Below are 22,792 nucleotides of genomic sequence, written 5' to 3' on the forward strand. Positions count from 1 at the left end.
CCAGCGCTTAAAGCGGTCCGTCGATTATTTGCCGGCTCGCTTGCGCTCATTTTCGGTGAGCAGTTTTTTGCGCAGACGAATGCTTTTGGGTGTTACTTCTACCAGCTCGTCGTCTTCAATAAATTCCAACGCTTGTTCCAGGGTGTGGCGCACGGGCGGGGTCAATGTCAGCGCATCGTCGGTGCCGGAGGCGCGCACGTTGGTCAGCTGCTTGGCCTTGGTCGGGTTAACCACCAGGTCATTGGAGCGGGAGTGCAGGCCCACGATTTGGCCTTCATAGATCTCTTCAGCATGACCCAGGAACAGCCGGCCACGGTCTTGCAGGTTGAACAGACCGTAAGCGAGGGTTTTACCTTTCACCATCGACACCAGTACACCGTTCTGGCGACCGGCCATTTCACCGCCTTTCACCTCACCGTAGTGGTCAAAGACCGTGGTCATGATGCCGCTACCGGATGTCAGGGTAAGGAACTGGCCCCGGAAGCCAATCAGGCCGCGGGCGGGTGCCATAAACTCGAGTTTCACCCGGCCTTTGCCGTCGGGTTCCATGTTGGTCAGCTCTGCCTTGCGCAGACCGAGTTCTTCCATCACCGAACCCTGATGCTGCTCTTCGACATCGATAACCACCTGTTCGTAGGGCTCCATCTTGACGCCGTCGACGACCTTCTGCACTACCTCAGGCCGGGACACCCCCATCTCAAAGCCTTCCCGGCGCATGGTTTCGATCAATACCGACAAATGCAGCTCACCACGACCCGAGACCTTGAACTTGTCGGGCGATTCGCCGGGCTCAACGCGCAGTGCCACGTTGTGAATCAGCTCTTGATCCAGGCGCTCACGGATATTGCGGGAGGTGACAAATTTGCCTTCCAGGCCAGCGAAGGGTGAGTCGTTCACCTGGAAGGTCATGCTCACGGTCGGCTCATCGACAGTCAGCGGCGGCAATGCTTCGGGCTTCTCCGGATTACACAAGGTGTCGGAAATATTCAGACCTTCGATACCGGTGATACACACGATGTCGCCAGCCTGGGCCTTTTCGACTTCCACCCGCTCTAGACCGTGGTAACCCATCACGGTCAACACCCGGCCTTTGCGCTGCTTGCCATCGGCGCCTACCACCACAACCTGCTCGTTGGGGCGCATTTTGCCGCGGGTAATCCGACCAACGCCGATAACACCAACATAGCTGTTGTAATCCAGCGCTGAAATTTGCATTTGCAGCGGACCATCGACATCCACCTCAGGTACCGGCACCTTGTCGACAATCATCTGGAACAGGGGAGTCATGTCGTCGGCCAGTTCGTCGGCCTCCAGGCCGGCAACGCCATTCAGAGCAGAGGCGTAGATAATCGGAAAGTCGAGCTGTTCATCGGTCCCACCAAGACGGTCAAACAGGTCAAAGACCTGATCGATAACCCAGTCCGGGCGCGCGCCGGGGCGGTCCACTTTGTTCACCACCAGAATCGGCTTGAGGCCGCGCTCAAAGGCCTTTTGCGTCACGAAACGAGTTTGCGGCATGGGGCCGTCCACCGCGTCGACCAGCAGCAATACACTGTCGACCATCGACAGCACCCGCTCTACTTCGCCACCAAAGTCGGCGTGCCCGGGGGTGTCCACAATGTTGATTCGGTAGTCATTCCAGCGGATGGCCGTGTTCTTGGCTAGGATGGTAATGCCCCGCTCTTTCTCCTGGTCGTTGGAGTCCATGATGCGCTCGGCACCCTCATTGCGACGGTCAAGGGTGCCCGACTGGCTCAGCAGCTTGTCCACCAGGGTGGTTTTGCCGTGGTCAACGTGGGCGATAATGGCGATATTACGCAGATCATTAATCATGGGGAAAGAACATCGTAGGAGAAATTTGGGCGCGCAGTATACACCAGCACTGATGACAGGTCTTGCAAAATGGGTGCCTATCGTTGCACTCTTCAGCCTCCCGTATTACGACTCTCGCTAACGCCTTGCCTCGCCGCGGCGGGATTTACTGCGACCCACACGATTGCGCCCCGGTCGTTGCCAACCCAGCCTTAGTCAATCAAGAGATTCAGAGATGCCAGCAAGGACTGCCTCGTCAACGCACCGCCCCCGAACAACCGACTGGCGGCGCTACCATCGCCAAGTGATCTGTGCTGCCGGATTGCTGCTGGGATTGTCGTCGACCAGCAGTCAAGCGGTGGAGGTCGCACGAATGGAGGGTTTTGGCCCCGTTGCCCGAGGATTTGCCGGCGCGGGAGTTGCCCACGCCACTGGCGCCGCGGCAATGATGCTCAATCCGGCCGAATTGATGAGTAACCCGCTCGGGCACGAGTTCATGGGGCAGAACTCGGAAATCCACGTCAACCTCGATATCCACAACCGCAATACCCATGAATCTGTCCGCAATTCCCACCTGGGCGACAACCGTGGCCCCTACGATCTACCCGAACTGGCCTACAGCTATCGCGCTGAGCACTGGGCTTTTGGCACCGGGATCTTCGCTGCCGCCGGATTTGGCAGCGAGTTTCGCGACCGCTCGTTCCTGTCTCGCACCAGCACGGGCAATGTCGATACCGGGCTACCCGCCAGCACCCGGTTAATCGCCCTCAAAATCCCCTTTGCGCTGGCTTGGCAGCCTCACCCGCGGCTTAAAGTGGGCGCTGCGTTAGATGTTGTAAGACTCGGCGCTAATCTCGCCAACCTGTTCGATATTCAGCAAGTGCGGATGCTGCAGGCCCAGCACCGCGTGAGTGGTGGGCTCAGCGCGTTAACGGCTCTCCCCAACGTCGCAGGCGTACATATGGATTTTGTGCAGAACAGCCCGGTGCAATCCAAACTTCAGGCTTGGGGGATTGGCGGCCGGATTGGTGCTTCCTGGCAATTGAGTGAAAACACTATTTTAGCGGCCGCCTATGATGCCCCTACGCGGGTCGGGGATCTAAAAGGCAACGGCCAGCTGACCGCCGTGGACTTGCTCGGCAACCAAATTCCCCTGCAAGGCCGGGGCCGCATACGGAACTTTCAGCTTCCAGAAGCTGCGGTGATCGGTATTTCCCATCGTCTGTCGCCCTCAATCTCCGTGGTGGTCGATCTGCGCCGCACGTTGTGGAAGCACATGCTCGACGATGTCGATTTTGACTTTCAGGCCGAAGGCGGCCTCTTTGACGGCCAGCGACTCAATGTATCGCTGCCGCTGGGCTTCAATCATCTGACCACCATTTCAGCCGGCCTCGCCTGGGCTCCCAATGACACCTGGACATTACGCATGGGCGCCTCCCGAGCACTGCAAGAGCTGGTGAAACCTGATCGTTTCAATCCCGGCTTCGCTACCATTTCCGGCAATCACGTGGTGGCCAATGCCAGCTACCGATGGCGGGACGCCCACGAGTTTACGGCAGGTGCAACCTATGCCTGGGCCGACCCGGTGAAGAACCCGGGCAACAATACCGGCAGCATTCCCGCCATCCAAGGTGACAATGCTCAAATTACGCCCGCCTTGTCCTATCGCCGCCAATTCTAAACAGCGCAGCCGAGCAAAAGAGGGCCCGCCAGTACCGACACGGATAAATTCCCCAGCCCAACCGGCCTCTCATTTGCTTACACCTTGTCGAGATAATCCGTGGGCGTCAGCGAAACCAAGGAGGCTCTGCACAACCCGGTGATACCTCAGGCTTTGCCGGAGGGCGGGCCTTTGGGGCGCACTGGACGGCGCTGCATCGCCGAAACGTCGGACCGCCGAGTGTCGGACCACACCAAGGACAACCAGCCTTGATCTTCGCGCAGCTCCTTGCCAGTACGCCCCAAAGACGCCGCTGAGGCATTACCGGGTTGTGCAGGGCCTCCCTAGGCCTGGGCTGGAGCGTTGCTCCAAATGACAAAAGGTAGTGAGATTTTCCGCAACAAAGAGCGTCGTTCTAAATTTCCAGTATGGAAAGAAAAAAATCCCAGAGCCGTGGCCGACTCTGAGAAAGGGCGTGGTGATCAGCGCTGCCGCTTACATTAGCGTCGATTTCACCAAGATTCTTACCAGTGCTTAGAGCTCAATTTTGATTTTGGCGCCGTAGAGTTTGGGCGCGCCGTAATTTGCTTGAACACCATAGTCATTTTCCATTACCTGAACAGCGTAAAGCTCGTCTTTAGCATTGCTGACATAACCTGTAACCGTGATCCCCATTGGTTCGTATATCCATGAAAGGCGTCCGCCCCACAGCTCGTACTGAGGCTGCATCACGTTGGGATTTTCTGCAGAGGTGAGGAAAAACTCGCTTTTGAAGGCGTAATCTAGTCCTATTTCAATGTCACCGAACTCGCCAAAGGTGAGGTACTGGTTTATCGCCACGTTGGAGCTAAATCGCGGAGTACGCGCAATGCGATTTCCGGAAAAGTCGCGACCTGGCATTTGGGTCAAGCTACCTGGTCCATAAAATAGGCCAGTATCCTCATCAAATGCCGAGCCGTCTTTGTAGTCGGTATAGCGTGCATCGATATATGACACGCCACTGTTGATTGCCAAGCCCGGATTAAGCTCGGGCATAGGCTGCCAAAGCGCCTCCAGCTCGGCACCCTCAGTTTCAGACTCCCCCGCATTGAAGAATCGAACCACGCCACCAGAGGTCAGGGAAACCACAGAGGAAATAGGGTTCTTCGTCACCGACTTGAAAATCGCGCCGTTAAGGCGCAGCGTGTCATCAAACAAGTCGGATTTAAAACCAAACTCCAAAGCGGTCGTTGTCGACTTTTCCACCGCGTCAGGTGCAGAGAAGAAGTTTAAGATATTGTAGGTTTGGGACTTAAACGCGCGAGACAAAGAAGTAAATAGCTGTATATTTTCAGTTGCGAACCATTGCAGTGCAAACCGAGGCGCAAGAGAGTTATCGCTCAAATCAGGGACCGCAAAATCGGCCACATGGATATTGCGGCTTCGATCGTCGCTTCGGTAATACTTTAACGCCTCTCCCTCAAAGCCACCCAACGTAGGATCAACAACGTCTAAATAGTTACGCACCAAGCCGCGCGTCTCTTCTTGATAACGCAAACCGGCAGTGGCGATCAGGCTCTCTGTAATATTGTAATCGCCCTGCGCGTATACCGAATCTGACTCAATGGTGATATTCCCGCCTGACTCCAGCGTGACTCGGGTGTCGACGATTGGACCCACGATACTACGCACCGACTCAGGCAGTGCCGCCACCACGCTGCCCACGGCTGTAGCGCCAGAAACATTGAAGAAGATACGATCAAATCCACCGCCGCCCTCGAGATGATAGTATCCAGCCACCCACTTCAGCTTGTCAGAGAACCACGTTTGGTCGTTCGAGCTCACTTGTAGCTCGTAGGTCTCCTGCCAGGTGGGTTCGTCATAGGTATGAAAACTGGTGCGCTCCTGCTCAGTGCCATCGTAATCGGTGTGCGCACCGAGGTCATTCATCACATTTGAATCTTGGTCAGAATAAACAAACTTGACGTCTACTGGGCCTGCATTCCACTGCGCGATAAAGCCAAATAAATCACTCTCGCTGGATACATAGGCGTTCACATTGTTGTGGGAAATCCGGTCGGGTTCATCAGGTGTCGCGCCCAGGGCCAAACCGCCCGGACGTATGTTTTCGTTGCGAAGAGATTCTGCAATCACTTGCTCAGACTGCTGATAAATTGCAGTCAAGGTAATGTCATCGCCCAGGAAGTAGCGCATTTTCACCCGCACACTTTCAGAATAATCATCCAGCGGATCTTTTTCATGAAAATCGACATACGATCGCGAACCGTTAACCTCGTTGTAGCCATAGGGTCCGCGCTCGTCGTGATAATACGCAACAGAGGCGGCGAAATCCTCGGTTAATGCTGCATCACCGTAAGCAATCACATGCTGCGCATCGTAATTGCCCTGGTTATACGTCAACTGAGCAGTGTAGCCCTCGGTCGGCAACGACTTGGAAATAATACTAATAGCACCACCAGTAGCGGCTCGGCCATACAGCGTTCCTTGGGGCCCCTTCAAAACCTCTATCCGTTCGACAGGTCCAATTGCATCCTGCTTTCCATGTGCGCTGGCAATATTGATACTATCGACGTAGGTCGCAATACTAGGTTCTGCATTGGGCAGAAAAGCCTCGCTGCCTACACCTCGCAAATAAATCAAGGTGTACCCATATTGCTCGGTGAAAGTAAGCCCTGGTGTTATTTTCTGCAGATCCGCGGTGTCTTCAATACCAAATGCTTCGAGCTTCTCACTCCCAATCGCGGCCATCGTGATCGGCACGTCTTGTGAGTTTTCCTCACGCTTCTGGGCCGTAACGACAACTTCTTCAAGAAGTCGATTTGACTTTTTCTTAGACGACGCGACATCTTGCGCATTAACAATCGAAGCAATCAAAGACAGGGAACAACACAGTGCTGCCATACTGGCAGGCCGGGAAACTTGTGCCGCCAATGGATTAATCTTAAATTCTGCTATCTTCACAGTGACCTACCCCACAAAAAATTATTATTGTGAAATTTTAGAAAATCATCCCAGCCAAATCCCTAACCTTAAGTTTGGCATTGGTGAATAGGCGTCACCCGGGTTGGGGTTTAGTCTTATACATCAGCCAGGACCTATTCCTACAGCGCTGTATAACCACCATCAAGAGTAAATTCCGCACCCGTAAAATACCGGGAGGCATCACTGCAAAGAAACACCATCAGGTCAGCAATATCTTCCGCTTCAGCAAATCTACCTGCCGGGATCAGCGTACGAAGAAAAGTCAGCGCTTCATCTTCCGATGCGACCATTCCCGCCGCCATCATCTGCGCGATGCCAGTTTGCGCCAACGCGGTATTTCCCGGGCCTGGGTGTACGGAGTTCACTCTGATGCCATCACCGGCGCGAGCAAACTCAACGGCCTGGGACTTAGTCAGCATCCGGACGGCCCCTTTAGTTGCACAATAAGCCGACTGGGCGAAGCCAGAAACCTGGCCATAAATCGATGACACATTAATCACCGATGCGCTGCCGCCAGGGCTTTCGCTGGCCCCCTTCTTGAGCAGCGAATATGCTGCCTGTACTGAAATCCAGATACTTTCCACGTTTACTCGATGAATCTTGCGAAACTCATCCAGCGAGGTCTGCAGATACGGTTTGGTCAGCATATAGCCGGCGTTGTTAATCAAACCATCCAGCTTGCCGAACTCGCATTCCGCCTTGCTAAGCACCTGCTCCCAATCGCGCTCGCTACTCACATCGTGGCACCCACCCACCACCTTTGCACCGAGCCGCCGACAGGTATCTAGCGTCGCGCCGAGGGCGCTAGCATCGATATCGGGCGCGACAATACTCGCACCTTCTGATGCCAGCTTTTCGGCCGCAGCCTTGCCAAAGCCTGCACCTGCGCCGGTGACCATGATGACTTTTCCGGTGACCGAATGACTGGCCATTGTTACCCCCTGTTAGTATTTGTCTGATTATTCTTGTTAGTCTGGGCAGTGTGGTAGCGGGCTCCACAATACATAAGCCGCCTCCGGCCAGCTCGATTTACTGTGGAGACCCGAGGCTAGCGCGCCAGAAAAGCTGGCGCCCTGCGCGCTAAGAAGGCCGACACACCCTCTCTAAAATCTGCGGTTTTCGTGGCTGCGCAAAATGCCTCACGCTCTGCTGCCAGTTGAGCGTCCAGGCTTCTATCTCGGCCGTTTCTTACTAGCTTTTTATATTGCGTGAAGGCCAGGGTTGGGCCGGCAGCAATTTTTGCCACCATATCCGCTGTCACCGATATCAGCTCCTCATCGGCGACCACTTTATTAATTAGCCCAGCCGCTTGCGCATCTTGTGCGTTCCAGTTTTCCCCCAGGTACATCAGTTCCGCCGCTTTGCGCTCGCCCAAAAGGCGGGGCAAGAAATAGCTACCACCGCAGTCGGGAGGAGCAGCAATCTGGTTATAGGCCAGCAAGAATCGCGTACTGGCGCCAGCGACCGCCAAGTCACAGGCCGCCAACAGGCTTAGGCCGGCTCCAGCGACCGCACCGTGAACACTGGCAATCACGGGTGCTGAGTGCGTCTGAAAGGTTGCGATAACCGGTTCGAGCGCATCTAACAAGGCATGAACAACATTGTCAGCCTTTGCGAAATCGTCAGCGAATGCGGATAAATCCCCGCCGGCCATAAAGGCGCGCCCTGCACCACTAAATTCGATACAGCGCAAATCCTGACGCTGGTTCAGCTGATCTGCTGCGAGACGAATGGCCTGAGCAGTAGCCACATCTAGCGCGTTCAGAACGTGTGGGCGATTCACAACTAATCGCCCAACCAAGGATGCTTCATCTATTTCAACGTAAGCTAAGGCACCGTTCTTCATGGTTTTTCCTTTTAGCCACTTGGCAAAAATTTATCAGCATGAATGCGCTCAGGATTAACTCCCAAGGCCAGTAATCTTTGTTCAACTGCGGCCACCATAGGCAAACTGCCACAAATAAAGCTGGCCACTGAGCCGAAATCGACGCCTAAATTTTCATCGAGTGGCTGGGTTACCAGCCCCCGCGCACCGGTCCAATCCGAATTTTCGGGCTCATGGGAGAGAACTGGCAAGATGGATAAGCGTCCGGGGTGCCGCGATGCCAACGTCGTCAGCTTGTCCATGCCGAACAAGTCTGCCTGTTTCTGCACGCCATATACCACGGTAAAGCAAGCTGTCGCAGACGTTCTAAGGCGATGTTCGACAATCGAAAGCACAGGGGCGAGCCCGGTACCACCTGCCACACACAGGCCGTCTGCATTTGGCTCATCTACCCCCATGACACCATACGGCCCGTGCAGCCACATTTTGATTCCGGTTCGATCTTTTTCGAATAGCCATTCGGAGAAGCGACCGCCGGGCAGCCGCTTAATCAAAAATCCGACTTCGGTTGCCCCCACTTTGGGGTCCAATGGGGGCGCGTCAGAGAAACTGAAACACCGGCGAGTGAAGGAGCCAGACTCAGCGAGGTATGCATACTGACCCGCCTCGTAAAAAAAAGGACTTTCTAGCGCAATGCGCAACTCAATAACATCGCCGGGCAGGCGCTTCCATAAACTCACGCGGCCAGATATCTGCTGCTCCGGAAACACATGGTGATGTCCCAACCTGACTTCGATTTCGATATCCCCGCGCACCTTACCCTGGCACGCCAGAAAATATCCATCGAGAATCTCTTGGTTTGTAAGTGGCGACAGGGCCAAGTCCACCATGGGGCTGACCTTTCCAGCAAGTAACTTTGTCTTGCATTGGCCGCAAACCCCAACCCGACAGCTGTGGGGATAATCGATATTCTGCTCTAGCGCCGCTTTTAGCAGCATATCATTAGGACTGATTGAGAACGCCGCATTGTGTTCCCCAGACACTTTGATATTTATCTTCGGCCGCTCTTGAGTACGTCTGTTTTCTACAGGACCTTCCATTACACCCATCCCCAACTCTTCTCCCTCAAGCGGTCGTCATCCACGGCGCCACGGGGGAGCCGCCGTCGTTCATTTCATCCCAGCCAGCTCGCTCATTCTCGCGCGCAGCAATCTCGCGCTCTTGCGGGTTGGCATAATGCTCGTCCCAATGTTTAAGCAGCGGCTTCATCGCCATCATAAAAAGGGGGGGCACAAAAGCCATCAAGACACAGAGGATAAACGGAGGTTGCTTCGGCCCCCCCTCATCGGGCTCCAGCGCATAAAACGGCTTGTAACTGTCATCGTGATGGCCGGCGTGATTGGTAATCTCCAGCGCCAGAATTCGGGTAAATGGCGTCAGGTGATTCCACGTGTGGTGTTTTTTAAAACGCCCAGGGGTCGCCGAAACGAGGCCATAGTGGTTACAGTAGTTAAAGACTTCTAGCATCATCCGCGGCCCTAGGATGAGCGCCAGACAGGCCAGTACGCCCCCCATCAAACCACCCACCCAAAAAAGCGTGAGGACGAACACTGAAAAATAGGTCACCTTAAATACCCAGGCATTGCGCAGGTCGAACCATTTGCGCCCGCGCTTTGTCCACATCATTTTTTCGAGGTGATAGGACTCTTTCCATTGACCGGGGAAGGTCCGCAGAAAGTGGCCGTACACGGTGTCGCCACGGCGCGCGTAGTCCGGATCAGTGGGTGTCGCGGTATGCAAATGATGGGTCACCACATGGGTAATTTCCCGCCAGGGATCAAATACCAGGCACTGCCCCACTCGACCAAGCGTTCGCAACAGATAGTTTTCTCGATGAAACAACTCATGCACTGGCGGCGCACCGATGACAAAGCCGATCATCACCGTGCCTAAAAAAGCACCTAAAGCCTGAGTCGCATTGGCAAAATGGCCACTGCCAACCAAGTACGCATAAAAATAGATGTTCACGAAGCAGGCCAACACAGTGACCGAAATGATCAGGTCATAAAGTACCGGAAAGCGCTTGTCACGCACATGGTGGCTGGGCTTTAGAAAGGCATCAAATGCGAGCACCCACATGAGGATGCCAAATCCCAGCCAAGCATAAGCCCCCCCTTTCAAAAGCCCCCATGCATGCAAGCCAAGAATCAGCGGCGAAAGTAAGTATTTAGCATAGTCGAACATAGCAAGCCCCCTGGCAATTTAGACGGCGGGTAATCCCTGAGTTTGCGGATACGAACAGAATGCCGAAAGGAGGCTAACTTCACCCCATCCGTAAGTTTGGCAATTCCTAAAAAACGCCGATGCAAGACACGAATTGGCAGTAGATCGACGACCAGAAGGCCTCTTGCTTTTATCTAGGGCCTATTAAGGAGCCCCCGCACGACCTGGTAATGCCTCAACGGAGTCCTTGGGGCGTTCTGGCACGTGATGCGGCACTCCGACGACACTGCGCGAGGGCCAAGGCAGGTTGTTGGTGAGAGCGGCAACGGCGTCCAGAGCACGTCAAGGCAAAGCCTGGGGTTTCACCAGGTTATGCAGAGATTCCTTAATTGGAGATGAGATTCAGGGCCCGCGCTTTAGCAATTGCAGAAGCACGATTGGCTACGTTGAGTTTGCTGTACAGGTTGTACAAGTGCCATTTCACGGTGGCAACTGACACAAAAAGTCGGTCGGCAAGCTGTTGATTGCTCAGCCCAGCATCGATCAGTTGCAATAGTTCAAGCTCCCGCGGCGTTGGCGTTTCAAGCAGCTTCATTTCACCGTCGAGGCCGTCAATCTGCTCCAATACCGACGAGTTAGCAATCGGCAAGCCCTTGCACAGCTCGGCAAAGAACTCTTTTTCTTCCGCAGAGGCAAACCCCCAGTTCTTTGCTTTGCTTTCGTTTACCAGCCCGGCAATCAAGTCTGAGCGCTCGCGAAACGGCCGAAAGTAGCGTCGCTTCGCTGCGAAGGTCACCGCCCTCACTAAGTATTTGGCTCCGTTCTCGGGATGGGCGCTGCGCAGCGCCGACGTCATTTGCAACAAGGTTAGCTCCACTAAATGCCCATAGCGACCTTGTTCTTTGGCGTGCTCCACCATTCTCGCGATTCGTGCATCCGCTTGAGCCAATCGTCCCTGAACAACTTCAAGATCAGACTGAGTCTGATCAAGCAAGAAGCGAGTGAGCGGAAACCGATTCTCGCGAGCTGTCTCACTCCCCAGGCCAATTCGCTTCGCTTCGTCAATCGCGCCATCGAGGCGCCCCAGGCGGAGTAATCGCTGGATGATGAAGCAGGACAACATCACTGAGAGACGCTGCGGGAATCCTTCGGCAATGTCGCGCAATTTGGAAATGGAAATACCGTCTCCAAGGGGACCTGCCCACAGCTTCACCGCCGTATTCAGCGCATGTGCGACAGTATCGACCACGCCGTGAGTCTGAAGCCGCCCCATGCTCAGCCGGACAAATTCCGCCGCCTCGGCGTCTCTCCCCGTTTCCACCGCAGCCAAAGCTGCCCAGGAAGCTAGCGTACTCACTATGCCCGCGTAGTCCCCCGAGGTCTGCCGAACACGCTTCAGCGCTTCTGTCGACTTGTTATACGCATGGCCGAAATCCCCTTCGTGTATCTCAACCAGGGCCGACAGAACGGAGACCCATGCCATTCCATAGTCACTGGATGACTGGCGAATGCTGCTATGAGCGATCGCGAAATTCTTCCGCGCATTCAGGAAATCAAACTCTTGAGCAAAACTGATTCCAACCCCACATGCTACTGTGGCTACATCAAAAGGATCATCCTCGCCGCGCTCTTCTAGCCAGACCAGGCCCTGCCTTCTAGCTTCTTCATGATGATCAGTGTAGGTCGCGCAAGTGATTCTAATAATATCCACTCGCCGACGAATTCCGGCTAATTGGCTTCCCGTGCCCGACTCAAGCCGTCGAGACAACCGGTCGAGTTGTTTTTCGGCGTAGTCGTAACGACGATGAAAAACCAGCGCCCACACATACCAGTAATCCGTTTCAAGGCCGGGCTCGCCGCCGGATGCCAATATGCGCTCAACCCAATTTATGTATTTACTCAAGTCCCCCTTATCCCGCACAAAATTGGCGGCAACTCGCTCAAGACAGGCCACCGCAATACGGTTGTCAGCAGCCTCCAGAGCATAGTCAATTGCCTCTACCCACCTTCCGCGTTCTTCAAACCAGGAGGAGGCGGCCAACAAGGTTTGCCGGCAATATGGCTCACCCAGGCGCTGTCGAGCCTGGTCGATCAAGTAGCCACGAAACAGCGAATGCAGTCGATACTCATCGCGCCGCCGGCTCAAGGGGATAATAAAAAGGTTATTGCTGATCAGTTGCTGAAGAAAGCCGTCCGTGTTCTGCCCCCGGCACAGTACTTGGCATAAGGGGCCGGTGAAACTCTTTACTAGGGAAATCGTAAACAAAAACTTGCTGAATTCAGGATCGAAACTGCCAATCAATTGCTCGCTGAGCATTTGCGCCAAATCCGCGTCGGCGCCGGAAAATTCCTCCAGCATCTGTTCGGGCGCAGATGACTTCGCCAGGATAATCTGCATTAGCCGCAGAGCGGCCGGCCAACCCTCACTGACTTCAACGGCACGCTCAAGCCCTCGCTCTCCCAAAGCGTCGGCAAGTGATTGACCGAAAAGCTGCCTGGCACCGTCACGGTTTAAGCCGAGCTCTTCAAACCCATACCGCGCAACCAACCCTGCTAGCATCGCGCGACTGAAATTCACCATGGGCTCTTTTGTCGAGGCGAGCATGAGGAAAAACTGGCTGCCAGTGCCAAACACCAAATGATTGATCAGTGCGCCCAACGTCTCGTCAATGCAGTAATCCAGGTTGTCAATGAACAACATCACCGGACCTTCAATACGACTAAAGAACTCTATGACCCGGTCCAGCCGCTGCTCAACCGGCTCATCGCTCTTGTGCATATCCTCAGTACGAAAGTGTGAGTCGACATCCGGGTTCATGAAATACTCAAAGCGCGCCAGAACCCTTTCACTGGTGTCATCGAAATCAGAAAGGCAAATCCAGAAGGTCGAAATTCCACGGCTTACCGCATCATTATAGAGAGCGGTCAGCAATACCGTTTTGCCGTATCCAGTGGGCGCCACAATCTGGCTGACCTTTGAGGGCGGGAGCGGCGATTCCGTGATTTGCTCGTATGCCCGGGTGCTGACAACCGAAAAGCCGAAATTAGGGGGCTCGTGACTATGCAAAGAATTTTTCATCGCTCAATTATTATTCTCTTTCATTCCTTCTGACTACTGACGCATTCAGCGCGAGGGATGAGCTCCCAGCGTTGAATATCAAGATAGCGGGCTATCAACTAGCCGGGAAAGCAACGGGAAATAATAAAGCTAACCCCAGCACAGCTACCGCCCCATGCGCTATGGCGGCGAGCACAGAAAACTTTCGACGAAACAATACGCGGAAGAAAATCAGGCCGCCAAACAGACCGACAGTGAATGCTACCAGGGACCACCAAACGCGGCCATCCAAGCCATCAGATTCAGACTGCAGCAGGTTAAGCACAAAAAATATACCCACCCCAGCGAGTCCGACCATACCGTGCGCCGTCCCTAACCATCCCGGCAACCTGAGCTTGGCGCTGCGTAGGATGGCAAGCGCGACGCCGGCTGCAGAAATGCAGGAAAAATAAATGAAAACAAAGGAATAAACTGTCATAACGGCCCCGAGACTAAACATTTTCTTGCCATACTAACCGTCTTGCTCCAAGCATACCCTAACCATAGGTATGGCCTACAGAGCGATTGGCTAGCCAGTACGCACGATCACCACACCGGCCACATCGCTCGCACCTGAGCCGCGCTCCGGCACCAACGACCAAACTTTGGTTTGGTGCCGTCGATATCGCAATCGCTTACTGTGTCAGCACCATGGATACTGCGAGGCTGATCCGCGCGGTGTCACTCAATAAAGCAGTCAGGATAATAAAATGAATACGCCGACCAAGCGCCTCCTTTCGTCTATAACACTTTCCATTGCCGCGAGCGCCAATGCTCAGATTCCTGTTGTTGGCGATCTGCTGAATGGCGCAAGCCTGGACAGCGCTATTGTTGGCGCACTGCCTCTAGATCAGCTTACTGACAGCGCCCATCTGTTGCGCACGCTCAACCCTAATGAGTTGAGCGGGAGTTTGGATGGCCTCCTTTTTGCTGCGACAATCGTCTCGCCAGCTTTTCAGGATATCCCCAAGCTGGTACCGACCTCGCTAGACATTAGTTTGGCTCAGGGGTTTGTCCCCGTGCTAGAGGTCTTATTCACCAGGCCAGCCAACCTACCCAATTACCTCCTCGGCGGCGGCACGCTGGTTTCTCCTGGCTTGGCCTATGTTCCGGCGGCCCCGATCCTATCTGCACCACTGAAAATCGATGGGACTGGAGATGCCTTTAGTGGCCAGCTACCTGATGACCAAATTCGGCCGGATGTGGTTCTGAGTCTAATTTTGGGCCAGTTGTCAGCGGGCTCCGCCTTGCTTCCACCCCTCGCATTGCCTCTTTGAGGTACAGTGCCGAAATCCACCGCTTGGGGCGCTTCGCGCCCCCTTTTAGCTCTAGCCCCAATACCCAACTCCGATCCCAATTTGCGCCCACACTTTTCGGCACTATCATTTACTTAAAGTACCCACTCCAGAGCGCAGCCACCCATATCCCCGGAACGGCCTACGCCAACAACTTCCTGGCGATAATCATTCGTTGAATCTCACTAGTGCCCTCATAGATACTCGTGATGCGAACATCCCTGGCAAAGCGCTCCAGGGGGTACTCCCGATTGTATCCATGGCCACCCAGGATCTGCTGACCAGAGTAACAGGCACGATTTGCTGCTTCGGTGGCAAACAGTTTTGCCATGGACGCCTGAGACGCGAAATCCAGGTTGGCCTCTTTCAGGTATGCCGCCTGCATTAGCAACAAGCGGGCCGCCTCTAGTTCAGTAAAACCATCAGCCAACATCCACTGAATGGCTTGGAAGTTCGCAATGGGCTGGCCAAACTGCTCACGCTCCCTGGCGTAGTCGCGGGCATATTCCATCGCCGCCATGCCGACACCCAGCGCCAGCGACCCAATGCCTATTCGGCCTCCCGCCAATTCCCCCAGCGCTACCTGATAACCTCGGTTGAGTTCGCCCATCAACGCCGAAGCGGGAATGCGGCAGTCATCAAAGTAGACCGGATTCGTTGCCGACCCCTTCTGCCCCATTTTGTCTTCCGCTGGACCAACAACAAGTCCGGGTGTTTGCCGCTCCACCAGAAAACACGAAATACCCTTTCCCCGCGGCGCATTCTTGTCGGTGACGGCCCACACAACAAACACACCGGCGAATTCGCCGCTGGTAATATAAGCTTTGGCGCCATTGAGCACCCACTCACTGCCATTCCAAGCGGCACTGGTTCGCATTGCAGAAGGGTCGGAGCCCGCACCGGGCTCTGTCAAACAAAAGCCCGCCGCCGGATATTCGCCACTACAAATCTTTGGCAAGTAAAAGGCCTTTTGCTCAGCGGAGGCGACTGACTGAATGACCTCCGCCACCATGTTGGTTACCGAAACCGTCACGGCAGTTGATGCACACGCCTTGGCCAATTCGGTAATGGCTAAACTAAAGGCAATGCTTCCTGCCCCCGAGCCTCCGAGTTCAGGGTCAATGTTCAAACCCATAAAACCGAGCTCCGCGAGAGCCTTTAGATTTTTGAAGAAGATGTCTTGGCCGACACCCTGATCTAACGCCACCGCATTGTTCGCCAGCTCTCCGCAAGCAAAATCCCGAGCAGCACGCTGAATTAACTGTTGCTCGTCACTGAGTTGAAACGGCATAACACTCTCCTTTGCTTCCTTTTTGTCTCTTTTTTGCCACCGAACGCCGGACAGCGGTCGGCCGTGCATCCTGTTGACGTCCCCCCAGCGCAGACCAGATCAAACAAGAACGCCTGTTGCGATCAAATTATTAATGTCATCCTCGTTGTAGCCGAGCTCAGCAAGCACCGCGATGTTGTCTTCACCGGCGAAATGCGGAGGGGCCGGGCGGGCAGGGGCGCTGCGGCTAAACTTCGGTGCGGGCGAGGGCTGGAGCACCCCCTGCTCCTCGTAGAAACTCTGGCGATGTCGGTTATGGGGATGGTTAAGCACTTCGCGCATAGACAGCACAGGGGCAAAGCAAACATCCGTTGTTTCAAGCAGTTCACACCACTCGTCTCTCGAACGAGTCAGAACGATCTCTCCAACTTTCTGCTTAAGGGCTGGCCACCGCTCGCGATTATGCTGGTCATCAAACTCCGCGCTCGATAGGCCGAGCTTGTCCCGTAGCAGCGCATAAAACTGGGGCTCAAGGGCAGCAATCGTGATGAACTTGCCATCGGCTGTTTCGTAGCTATCGTAAAAGTAGGCCGCACCATCGAGCAGATTGACGCCCCGCTCATCCTGCCAGCGGCCCTCTGCCATCCAGGCGTACATCATGTGCATCAAATTGGCAGATCCCTCCACCATCGAAACATCAATTACCTGCCCCTTGCCAGAACGGCTCGTCTCGTAGACGGCGCACAGAATCCCAAAGGCCAGAAACATGCCTCCGCCACCAAAGTCACCCACTAAATTGAGCGGTGGACGCGGCGGCCTATCTGGATGCCCCATGCCATGCAGCGCCCCTGACAGGGCAATATAGTTCAGATCATGACCTGCAGCCTGCGCCAACGGACCATCTTGCCCCCAGCCGGTCATCCGGCCGTATATCAGTTTGGGATTCGCCGTCAGACACTGCTCGGGGCCGATGCCAAGACGCTCGGCAACCCCTGGTCGAAACCCCTCGATGAGTACATCGGCGGATTCGCACAGGCGAAGCACCAAGGCCACCCCCGCCTCTGACTTCAAATTCACGGCGATGCTGCGCTTTCCCCGCTCACTTATCGCATGAGGGCGAGCCATTTTGGCGGACTTGCGGGTGATAGAAATCACCTCTGCGCCCATGTCGGCCAGCATCATTCCACAAAAAGGCGCCGGCCCCAGACCTTCGATCTCAATCACTTTCAAGCCCCGAAGCGGGCCCTGTTGGCTCGTCATAATTCTCTCTCTTTTTGCGTCAGTGACTCGGTCACCATAGCGGTCCATGCGGCAAATAAGGTCACACTCATAGCGCCCGCGTGGACACTCCCGAAGGGCCGCAGCACAAGGGATTTCGGACTGCATGGCAGCCCTTCGTACTCGCTAATGATCGGCAAAAATTCGGTCCGGCAGGCATGACCTGCATCCTTGGCCTTCAGACTCTGTTGACCGATGCATACCCGCACCAACAGCCAAAAACAGAATCGTTGCGCGGCAGCTCAGTACAATTCTGAGGGCCGCCGCGGCAGGCGGCCATGATGTGGAAAGCCGGAGAACTTGATATTTTGTTATAACCCCCTTTGCTGTCAGCACCTACCCCTTACCCGGACAGTGATTCTGACAAGGGCTGCGCAGTCACCCTGCGGGTTTTATCAGCAGGCCCTAACTAAAGTCGGGTTTTTGTCAATCTGCCGCTCCTTACACTGGAGCCTACCAAAGAGCTTTACCCAGGATCGAAAATCATGAAGCGTCATGCAGACACCCTTTTCAACGATATCTTCACCCCAGAAGAGACCCTTAAGATCCGCAAAGAAGTGCGCGAGTTTGCAGAGGACGTGATCCGCCCCGTCGCCCACCGGCTCAATACCACACCAGAGTCCAAGAACACCTTCGCGCGCAGGGAATTTGACGCCATGGCTGCGGCTGGCCTGTTCGAAATTCCTTTTCCCGCCGATGTTGGTGGCCGCGGGTTGGAATTTCCTACCTTGGCAACCATGACGGTTTTAGAGGAGCTCGGTTACTACTGCCCCAGCCTGGCATCGGCGTTCTATGATGGCCAGGCTATTCTAGTGGGGAGCACCCTCAACAATGCTCAGCCCAGTATCAGAGAAACGTATCTCCCCAAGCTGGTGCGCGGCGAGTTTGTGGGCTGTTTTGCCACCTCTGAACCTGGCGCCAGCACTGATTTGTCGGCCAAGTCTGTTGAAACTATCGCCGAGAAGATCGATGGCGGTTACCGCATCAATGGCACCAAACGCTGGATAACCAATTCTCCTTGCGGCGACCTGATTTTAACGCTCTGTAAAACAGGGGACGCCCTTACCATGCTGCTGGTCGATATGAGCCAGGAAGGGGTCAGCGTTTGCGATCCCGATCTGAAAATGGGGAATCATGTTCAGCAGACTGCCGACGTGACTTTTACCAATGCGTTTGCCTCCGACGAGGCCGTGGTGGGTACAGTAGGGGGCGGACTTCGCACGGCCATTCAGGCACTTGTGCAAGGTCGCATGGGAATCGGCGCCATTGGTTGCGCCATGTCACAAGCCGCCTTCGACTTCGCAACCGACTACATGGGCAAACGCAAGGTTTTTGGGCAGGAGCTGGCTCGCTTTCAGCATTGGCAATACAAATTTGCCGATTACGCCCTGCAAATTGAATCTGCCCGCAATCTTTGCCACAAAGCGGCACTGCTCTACGACAAATTCAAGCTTGCAGATACCGAGGCCGCCATGGCCAAGCTGGCTGGCTCACGAGTGGCCTGCGATATCGCGCGAGACGCTATCCAGGTTTGTGGTGCATACGGATTTGTAAAAACCTTATCAGGCCCCCAAGCCCATTTCCCACTGGAATCGATTTACCGGGATGCGAAAATTGGCGAAATCTACGAAGGCGCGAATGAGATCCAAACCTGGGTGATCGCGCGGCGGATCTTCGGTCGTGAAATGACCGGCTGATCGATTGCCCACTGCCAGACCAAAGTTTGGTGGCGAGATGCTATGCATGCCCCACACTACCTGACGTACTGTTAACAACACGTCAGGAAGAGGCAGAGTAAATGACAGCAAACATCGAGCTTCCACCCTCACAGCATTACATAAATGGCGAATGGGTTGGGGGCGGCGATCGCGTTATCCCCGTTATCAATCCTGCCGATGGCACACAAATAGGTGAGATTCCCAGCGGCGACCAGCATACCGTCGGCGCAGCCGTCAGCGCCGCCCGGGCGGCGTTTCACAACCCACACTGGCGCAATATGCCGCCCATGGTCAGGGAGGGTTTGATGCACCGGCTGGCCAGCTTGATTGAAGAAAATGCCAGTCAGCTGGGCCAGATTGAATCGCTCGACAACGGAAAACCCATCGCCTTTTCCAGCTCGGTTGATGTGCCGATGACAATCACCTGGTTTCGCTATTTTGCCGGCTGGTGCAGCAAACTTTCCGGCAAATCACTTTCGCCTGCGCTGCAGCCACTTGATTCACACCATGCGTATACCCGTCGCCAGCCGGTTGGTGTCGTCGGCGCTATCGTACCCTGGAACTTCCCTTTAGTTCTGGCTGCGTGGAAACTGGCCCCGGCATTAGCTGCGGGATGCACCGTCATACTCAAACCCGCAGAGCAGACACCCTACAGTGCACTAAAATTAGCGGAACTGATAAGCGAAGCGGGGTTTCCGCCTGGGGTTTTTAATCTTGTCTTGGGAGACGGCCAAACCGGCCAGGCACTCGTCGAACACCCAGGCATCAATAAAATTAGCTTTACCGGGTCAACTGCAGTGGGCAAGTCCATTGTCCGTAGCGTTGCTCACGACCTGAAGCGCGTCACGCTGGAATTGGGTGGCAAATCCCCGACGATTATTCTCCCCGATGCCGACATGGAATTGGCAATCCCCGGCGCCGCCCAGGCAGTGTATGCAAATGCAGGACAAATCTGTTTCGCCGGCACCCGCCTCTTTGCGCCTCGCAAGCAATTCGACCGCATACTGGAAGGAATCGCGAGCGTTGCCGAGACCTTTAAAATCGGCCCAGGTCTCGATCCTGAGACGCTGCTGGGACCAGTGGTCAGCCAAAAACAAATGGATGGCATTCTTGCTCGTGTCGATGACAGTGTGCGCCACGGCGCGAGCCTGTTCACCGGGGGCACTCGCCATGGAGATAGCGGATACTTCATCAGCCCCAGTATTTTGGTAACCGAGGATCGTCAAAACCCCGCTTTCAGGGAGGAGTTCTTCGGACCGGTTCTGTGTGCCACTCCCTACGATGACCTAAATGACGTGGCCGCACTGGCCAACGACTCCAGCTACGGTCTCGCAGCACATGTCTACACATCCAGTTTGCAGCAGGCCCACCAGCTCTCCAATAGCCTGGATGCGGGCACGGTGTGGGTAAATACTCAGCTCTCCCCTGACCCAAACATTCCCTTTGGTGGCTTCAAACAATCGGGCTGGGGGAGGGAAAATGCCGAAGACGCACTGGACCACTACACCGAAACCAAGTCGGTAATTATGAAGGTGGATTGCTAAATTGGCATCGACTCGCACCCAGGCGGTGGCCGCGGGAATCACCTACTGATAAGCGTCCGGAGTGATACGCGTCGCCCCTCTCAACGGTCATAATAATGGAGAAGAAACATGCAATTTACGCAAGGGCTTCATCGCGCCGTGCAGCAACACCCCCACGGCATCGCCACCCGTCACGGCGAGCGCACCCAGACTTTTCTGCAACTGAAGCAGCGAGTGTCAAAGCTGGCGGGCGCCCTTGCAATGCACGGCGTACAGAAGGGAGACCGAATTGCTATTCTGTCACTGAATTCCGATCGCTACCTGGAAGCCTATTTAGCCATTGCCTGGCTTGGCGCCGCGGTCAATCCGATTAATTTCAGGTGGAGTAATGACGAGATCATCTACTCCCTCAATGACTCATCATCTTCGGCCCTGATCATTGATGACTATTTCTCTCAGAAGGCCGGCGATATTCTCGCAGGTGCTCCGTCACTACGGTCAGTTTTTTACAATGGCGACCATATCGCGCCCAACAAGACCGTTAATCTCAATCAGCTCATTGACGCAGCCATTCCCATCGACGATGCGCAGGCCAGTGGCGATGATCTGCTGGGGGTTTTTTACACCGGTGGGACCACGGGGGCACCGAAAGGCGTCATGCTTAGCCATGCCAATGTTTTCAGTTCTGCTATGGCCTTGTTGGCTGAAGGCGTTTTTGGTGAGGGCGCAGTTGGCTTACACGCAGCGCCAATGTTCCATCTCGCCGACATGATGACCACGATGGCATTGCTGATTCGTGGCGGCAGTCACGTCTTTTTGAGTGCATTTGATCCAGAGGCCGTATTGCAGCTGGTTGAGCAGCACCAATTGACCGACCTCTTGTTGGTCCCGGCCATGCTGCAGAGTGTTGTCGGCGCAGCTGAGGCGTGCAAGTCAGACTCGAGCTCGGTAAAGAATATTATTTACGGTGCCTCACCCGCATCGGAAACGCTGCTTGACCGAACGATGAAAATCATTCCAAGCGCTAATTTGACACAGGTTTACGGGATGACGGAAATGTCGGCCGTGATGGCAGTGTTACCTGCCGATATGCATAGGCCCAAGCAGCGTCACCTCGGCCGCCTCCGAAGCGGTGGAAGAGCCGCGCTCCACGTGCAAACCCGTGTAGTAGGAGCTAATGACCAGGAACTGCCGCGCGGTGAGATTGGCGAAATTATTGCCAGGGGGCCCAGTATGATGAAGGGCTACCTGAATAAGATCGATGCGACCAAAGAGGCATTAATCAATGGCTGGATGCACACTGGCGACATGGGTTACATGGACGACGAGGGCTACATTTTTATTGTTGACCGCCTTAAAGACATGATTATCTCTGGCGGCGAGAATGTGTACTGCGCCGAAGTCGAGAATATCGTTTGCAAACATCCCGCAGTTGCCAGTTGCGCTGTGATTGGTATTCCTTGTGAGAAAATGGGCGAGCAAGTTCACGCCGTTGTCGTTTTACACCCTGACAACAGCCTCACTCAGGACCAGCTGTACGAGCACTGTAAATCACACATCGCTGGCTACAAATGTCCCAGAAGCATGCAGGTGATCGACGCGCTACCGATGTCCGGAGCAGGTAAAGTGCTGAAAACAGAATTGCGACAGCCATTTTGGACCGGAAGAGACCGCTCGGTGAGCTAAGACCTACTCATACTAATTCAACGGTTACTGCTGGCGGTCATTTTGGCTCCCGCTAGCGGAACGCCGTGCGGGAATGCATTGCGGGGGTTGGTGGGCCCATGAGTTCCCCGTCGGCGCCACTTATGCCTGGTCGGACCCGGTCAAGAACCCCGGCAATAACTCCGGCAGCATTCCCGCCATCCGTGGCAGTAATGTGCAAATCACCCCGGTACTGTCGTACCGCCGACAGTTCTAGCCCCTCCGTTTGCCCGGTAAGCCACGGCATTTGCGCATTGTTCTGTTTGCCGCTACAATCCCGAGCTAACAAAAAGTGTTTCGCAGAACACTATATGCCGTCGATATGTGTCGCCGGGGGCACTCTTCTTGCAGCCTTCCTCGCAGTTGCAGAACGTAGCCTAGCGCTGCAACGGTCAATGCACGCAG

The 22,792-nt window shown here is 54.9% G+C and carries 15 protein-coding genes; 5 read left to right on the forward strand and 10 right to left on the reverse strand.

All coding sequences use genetic code 11. The features are described from left to right. Positions 1 to 24: 24 nt before the first annotated feature. Positions 25 to 1,833: a translational GTPase TypA gene (gene typA, locus NCG89_RS07960; protein ID WP_251089216.1), complete on the reverse strand. Its 1,809-nt coding sequence runs from the start codon at positions 1,831 to 1,833 to the stop codon at positions 25 to 27. 214 nt (positions 1,834 to 2,047) lie between these two features. Here typA and NCG89_RS07965 point away from each other — a divergent pair, with 214 nt between their 5' ends. Beyond that, positions 2,048 to 3,493 carry an OmpP1/FadL family transporter gene (locus NCG89_RS07965; protein ID WP_251089217.1) on the forward strand — a complete coding sequence of 482 codons (1,446 nt, stop codon included), beginning with the start codon at positions 2,048 to 2,050 and terminating at the stop codon, positions 3,491 to 3,493. 513 nt (positions 3,494 to 4,006) lie between these two features. Here NCG89_RS07965 and NCG89_RS07970 read toward each other — a convergent pair. The 7 genes from NCG89_RS07970 to NCG89_RS08000 all read right to left on the reverse strand — a co-directional run bounded on the left by NCG89_RS07970 (position 4,007) and on the right by NCG89_RS08000 (position 14,038). Beyond that, positions 4,007 to 6,433, reverse strand: coding sequence for a TonB-dependent receptor (locus NCG89_RS07970; protein ID WP_251089218.1), 2,427 nt, complete (start codon positions 6,431 to 6,433; stop codon positions 4,007 to 4,009). Between the two features lie 140 nt (positions 6,434 to 6,573). Next, positions 6,574 to 7,353, reverse strand: a complete 780-nt coding sequence (locus NCG89_RS07975; RefSeq protein ID WP_251089219.1) for an SDR family NAD(P)-dependent oxidoreductase — start codon at positions 7,351 to 7,353, stop codon at positions 6,574 to 6,576. Between the two features lie 149 nt (positions 7,354 to 7,502). Beyond that, on the reverse strand, positions 7,503 to 8,237 hold the full coding sequence (locus NCG89_RS07980) for an enoyl-CoA hydratase/isomerase family protein (protein ID WP_251089220.1): 735 nt from the start codon (positions 8,235 to 8,237) through the stop codon (positions 7,503 to 7,505). 74 nt (positions 8,238 to 8,311) lie between these two features. Then, on the reverse strand, positions 8,312 to 9,379 hold the full coding sequence (locus tag NCG89_RS07985; protein WP_251089221.1) for a 2Fe-2S iron-sulfur cluster-binding protein: 1,068 nt from the start codon (positions 9,377 to 9,379) through the stop codon (positions 8,312 to 8,314). A 25-nt stretch (positions 9,380 to 9,404) separates the two neighbouring features. Next, complete coding sequence (locus NCG89_RS07990) at positions 9,405 to 10,523, reverse strand: fatty acid desaturase (protein ID WP_251089222.1); 1,119 nt, start codon at positions 10,521 to 10,523, stop codon at positions 9,405 to 9,407. A 364-nt stretch (positions 10,524 to 10,887) separates the two neighbouring features. After that, on the reverse strand, positions 10,888 to 13,434 hold the full coding sequence (locus tag NCG89_RS07995) for a helix-turn-helix transcriptional regulator (RefSeq protein WP_251089223.1): 2,547 nt from the start codon (positions 13,432 to 13,434) through the stop codon (positions 10,888 to 10,890). A 241-nt stretch (positions 13,435 to 13,675) separates the two neighbouring features. Further along, the gene (locus NCG89_RS08000) at positions 13,676 to 14,038 is read right to left on the reverse strand and encodes a hypothetical protein (RefSeq protein ID WP_251089224.1); all 363 of its coding nucleotides are present in this window, start codon (positions 14,036 to 14,038) and stop codon (positions 13,676 to 13,678) included. Between the two features lie 271 nt (positions 14,039 to 14,309). Between NCG89_RS08000 and NCG89_RS08005 the strand changes: the two genes are divergently transcribed. Further along, positions 14,310 to 14,876, forward strand: coding sequence for a hypothetical protein (locus NCG89_RS08005; protein ID WP_251089225.1), 567 nt, complete (start codon positions 14,310 to 14,312; stop codon positions 14,874 to 14,876). Between the two features lie 160 nt (positions 14,877 to 15,036). Here NCG89_RS08005 and NCG89_RS08010 read toward each other — a convergent pair whose 3' ends face one another. Continuing rightward, the gene (locus NCG89_RS08010; protein WP_251089226.1) at positions 15,037 to 16,185 is read right to left on the reverse strand and encodes an acyl-CoA dehydrogenase family protein; all 1,149 of its coding nucleotides are present in this window, start codon (positions 16,183 to 16,185) and stop codon (positions 15,037 to 15,039) included. Positions 16,186 to 16,284: 99 nt separating this feature from the next. After that, positions 16,285 to 17,424: a CaiB/BaiF CoA transferase family protein gene (locus NCG89_RS08015; protein ID WP_251089227.1), complete on the reverse strand. Its 1,140-nt coding sequence runs from the start codon at positions 17,422 to 17,424 to the stop codon at positions 16,285 to 16,287. A gap of 503 nt (positions 17,425 to 17,927) precedes the next feature. Between NCG89_RS08015 and NCG89_RS08020 the strand changes: the two genes are divergently transcribed. The 3 genes from NCG89_RS08020 (at position 17,928) to NCG89_RS08030 (ending at position 22,369) form a co-directional block, all read left to right on the forward strand. Then, entirely contained in the window at positions 17,928 to 19,139 is a 1,212-nt protein-coding gene (locus NCG89_RS08020) for an acyl-CoA dehydrogenase family protein (RefSeq protein WP_251089228.1), read from the forward strand. Between the two features lie 101 nt (positions 19,140 to 19,240). Continuing rightward, positions 19,241 to 20,704 carry an aldehyde dehydrogenase family protein gene (locus tag NCG89_RS08025; protein ID WP_251089229.1) on the forward strand — a complete coding sequence of 488 codons (1,464 nt, stop codon included), beginning with the start codon at positions 19,241 to 19,243 and terminating at the stop codon, positions 20,702 to 20,704. A 138-nt stretch (positions 20,705 to 20,842) separates the two neighbouring features. Beyond that, positions 20,843 to 22,369, forward strand: coding sequence for an acyl-CoA synthetase (locus NCG89_RS08030; protein ID WP_251089230.1), 1,527 nt, complete (start codon positions 20,843 to 20,845; stop codon positions 22,367 to 22,369). The last annotated feature ends 423 nt before the right edge of the window (positions 22,370 to 22,792 follow it).

The sequence above is a fragment of the Spongiibacter taiwanensis genome, assembly GCF_023702635.1.
In the GTDB taxonomy this organism is placed as follows: domain Bacteria; phylum Pseudomonadota; class Gammaproteobacteria; order Pseudomonadales; family Spongiibacteraceae; genus Spongiibacter; species Spongiibacter taiwanensis.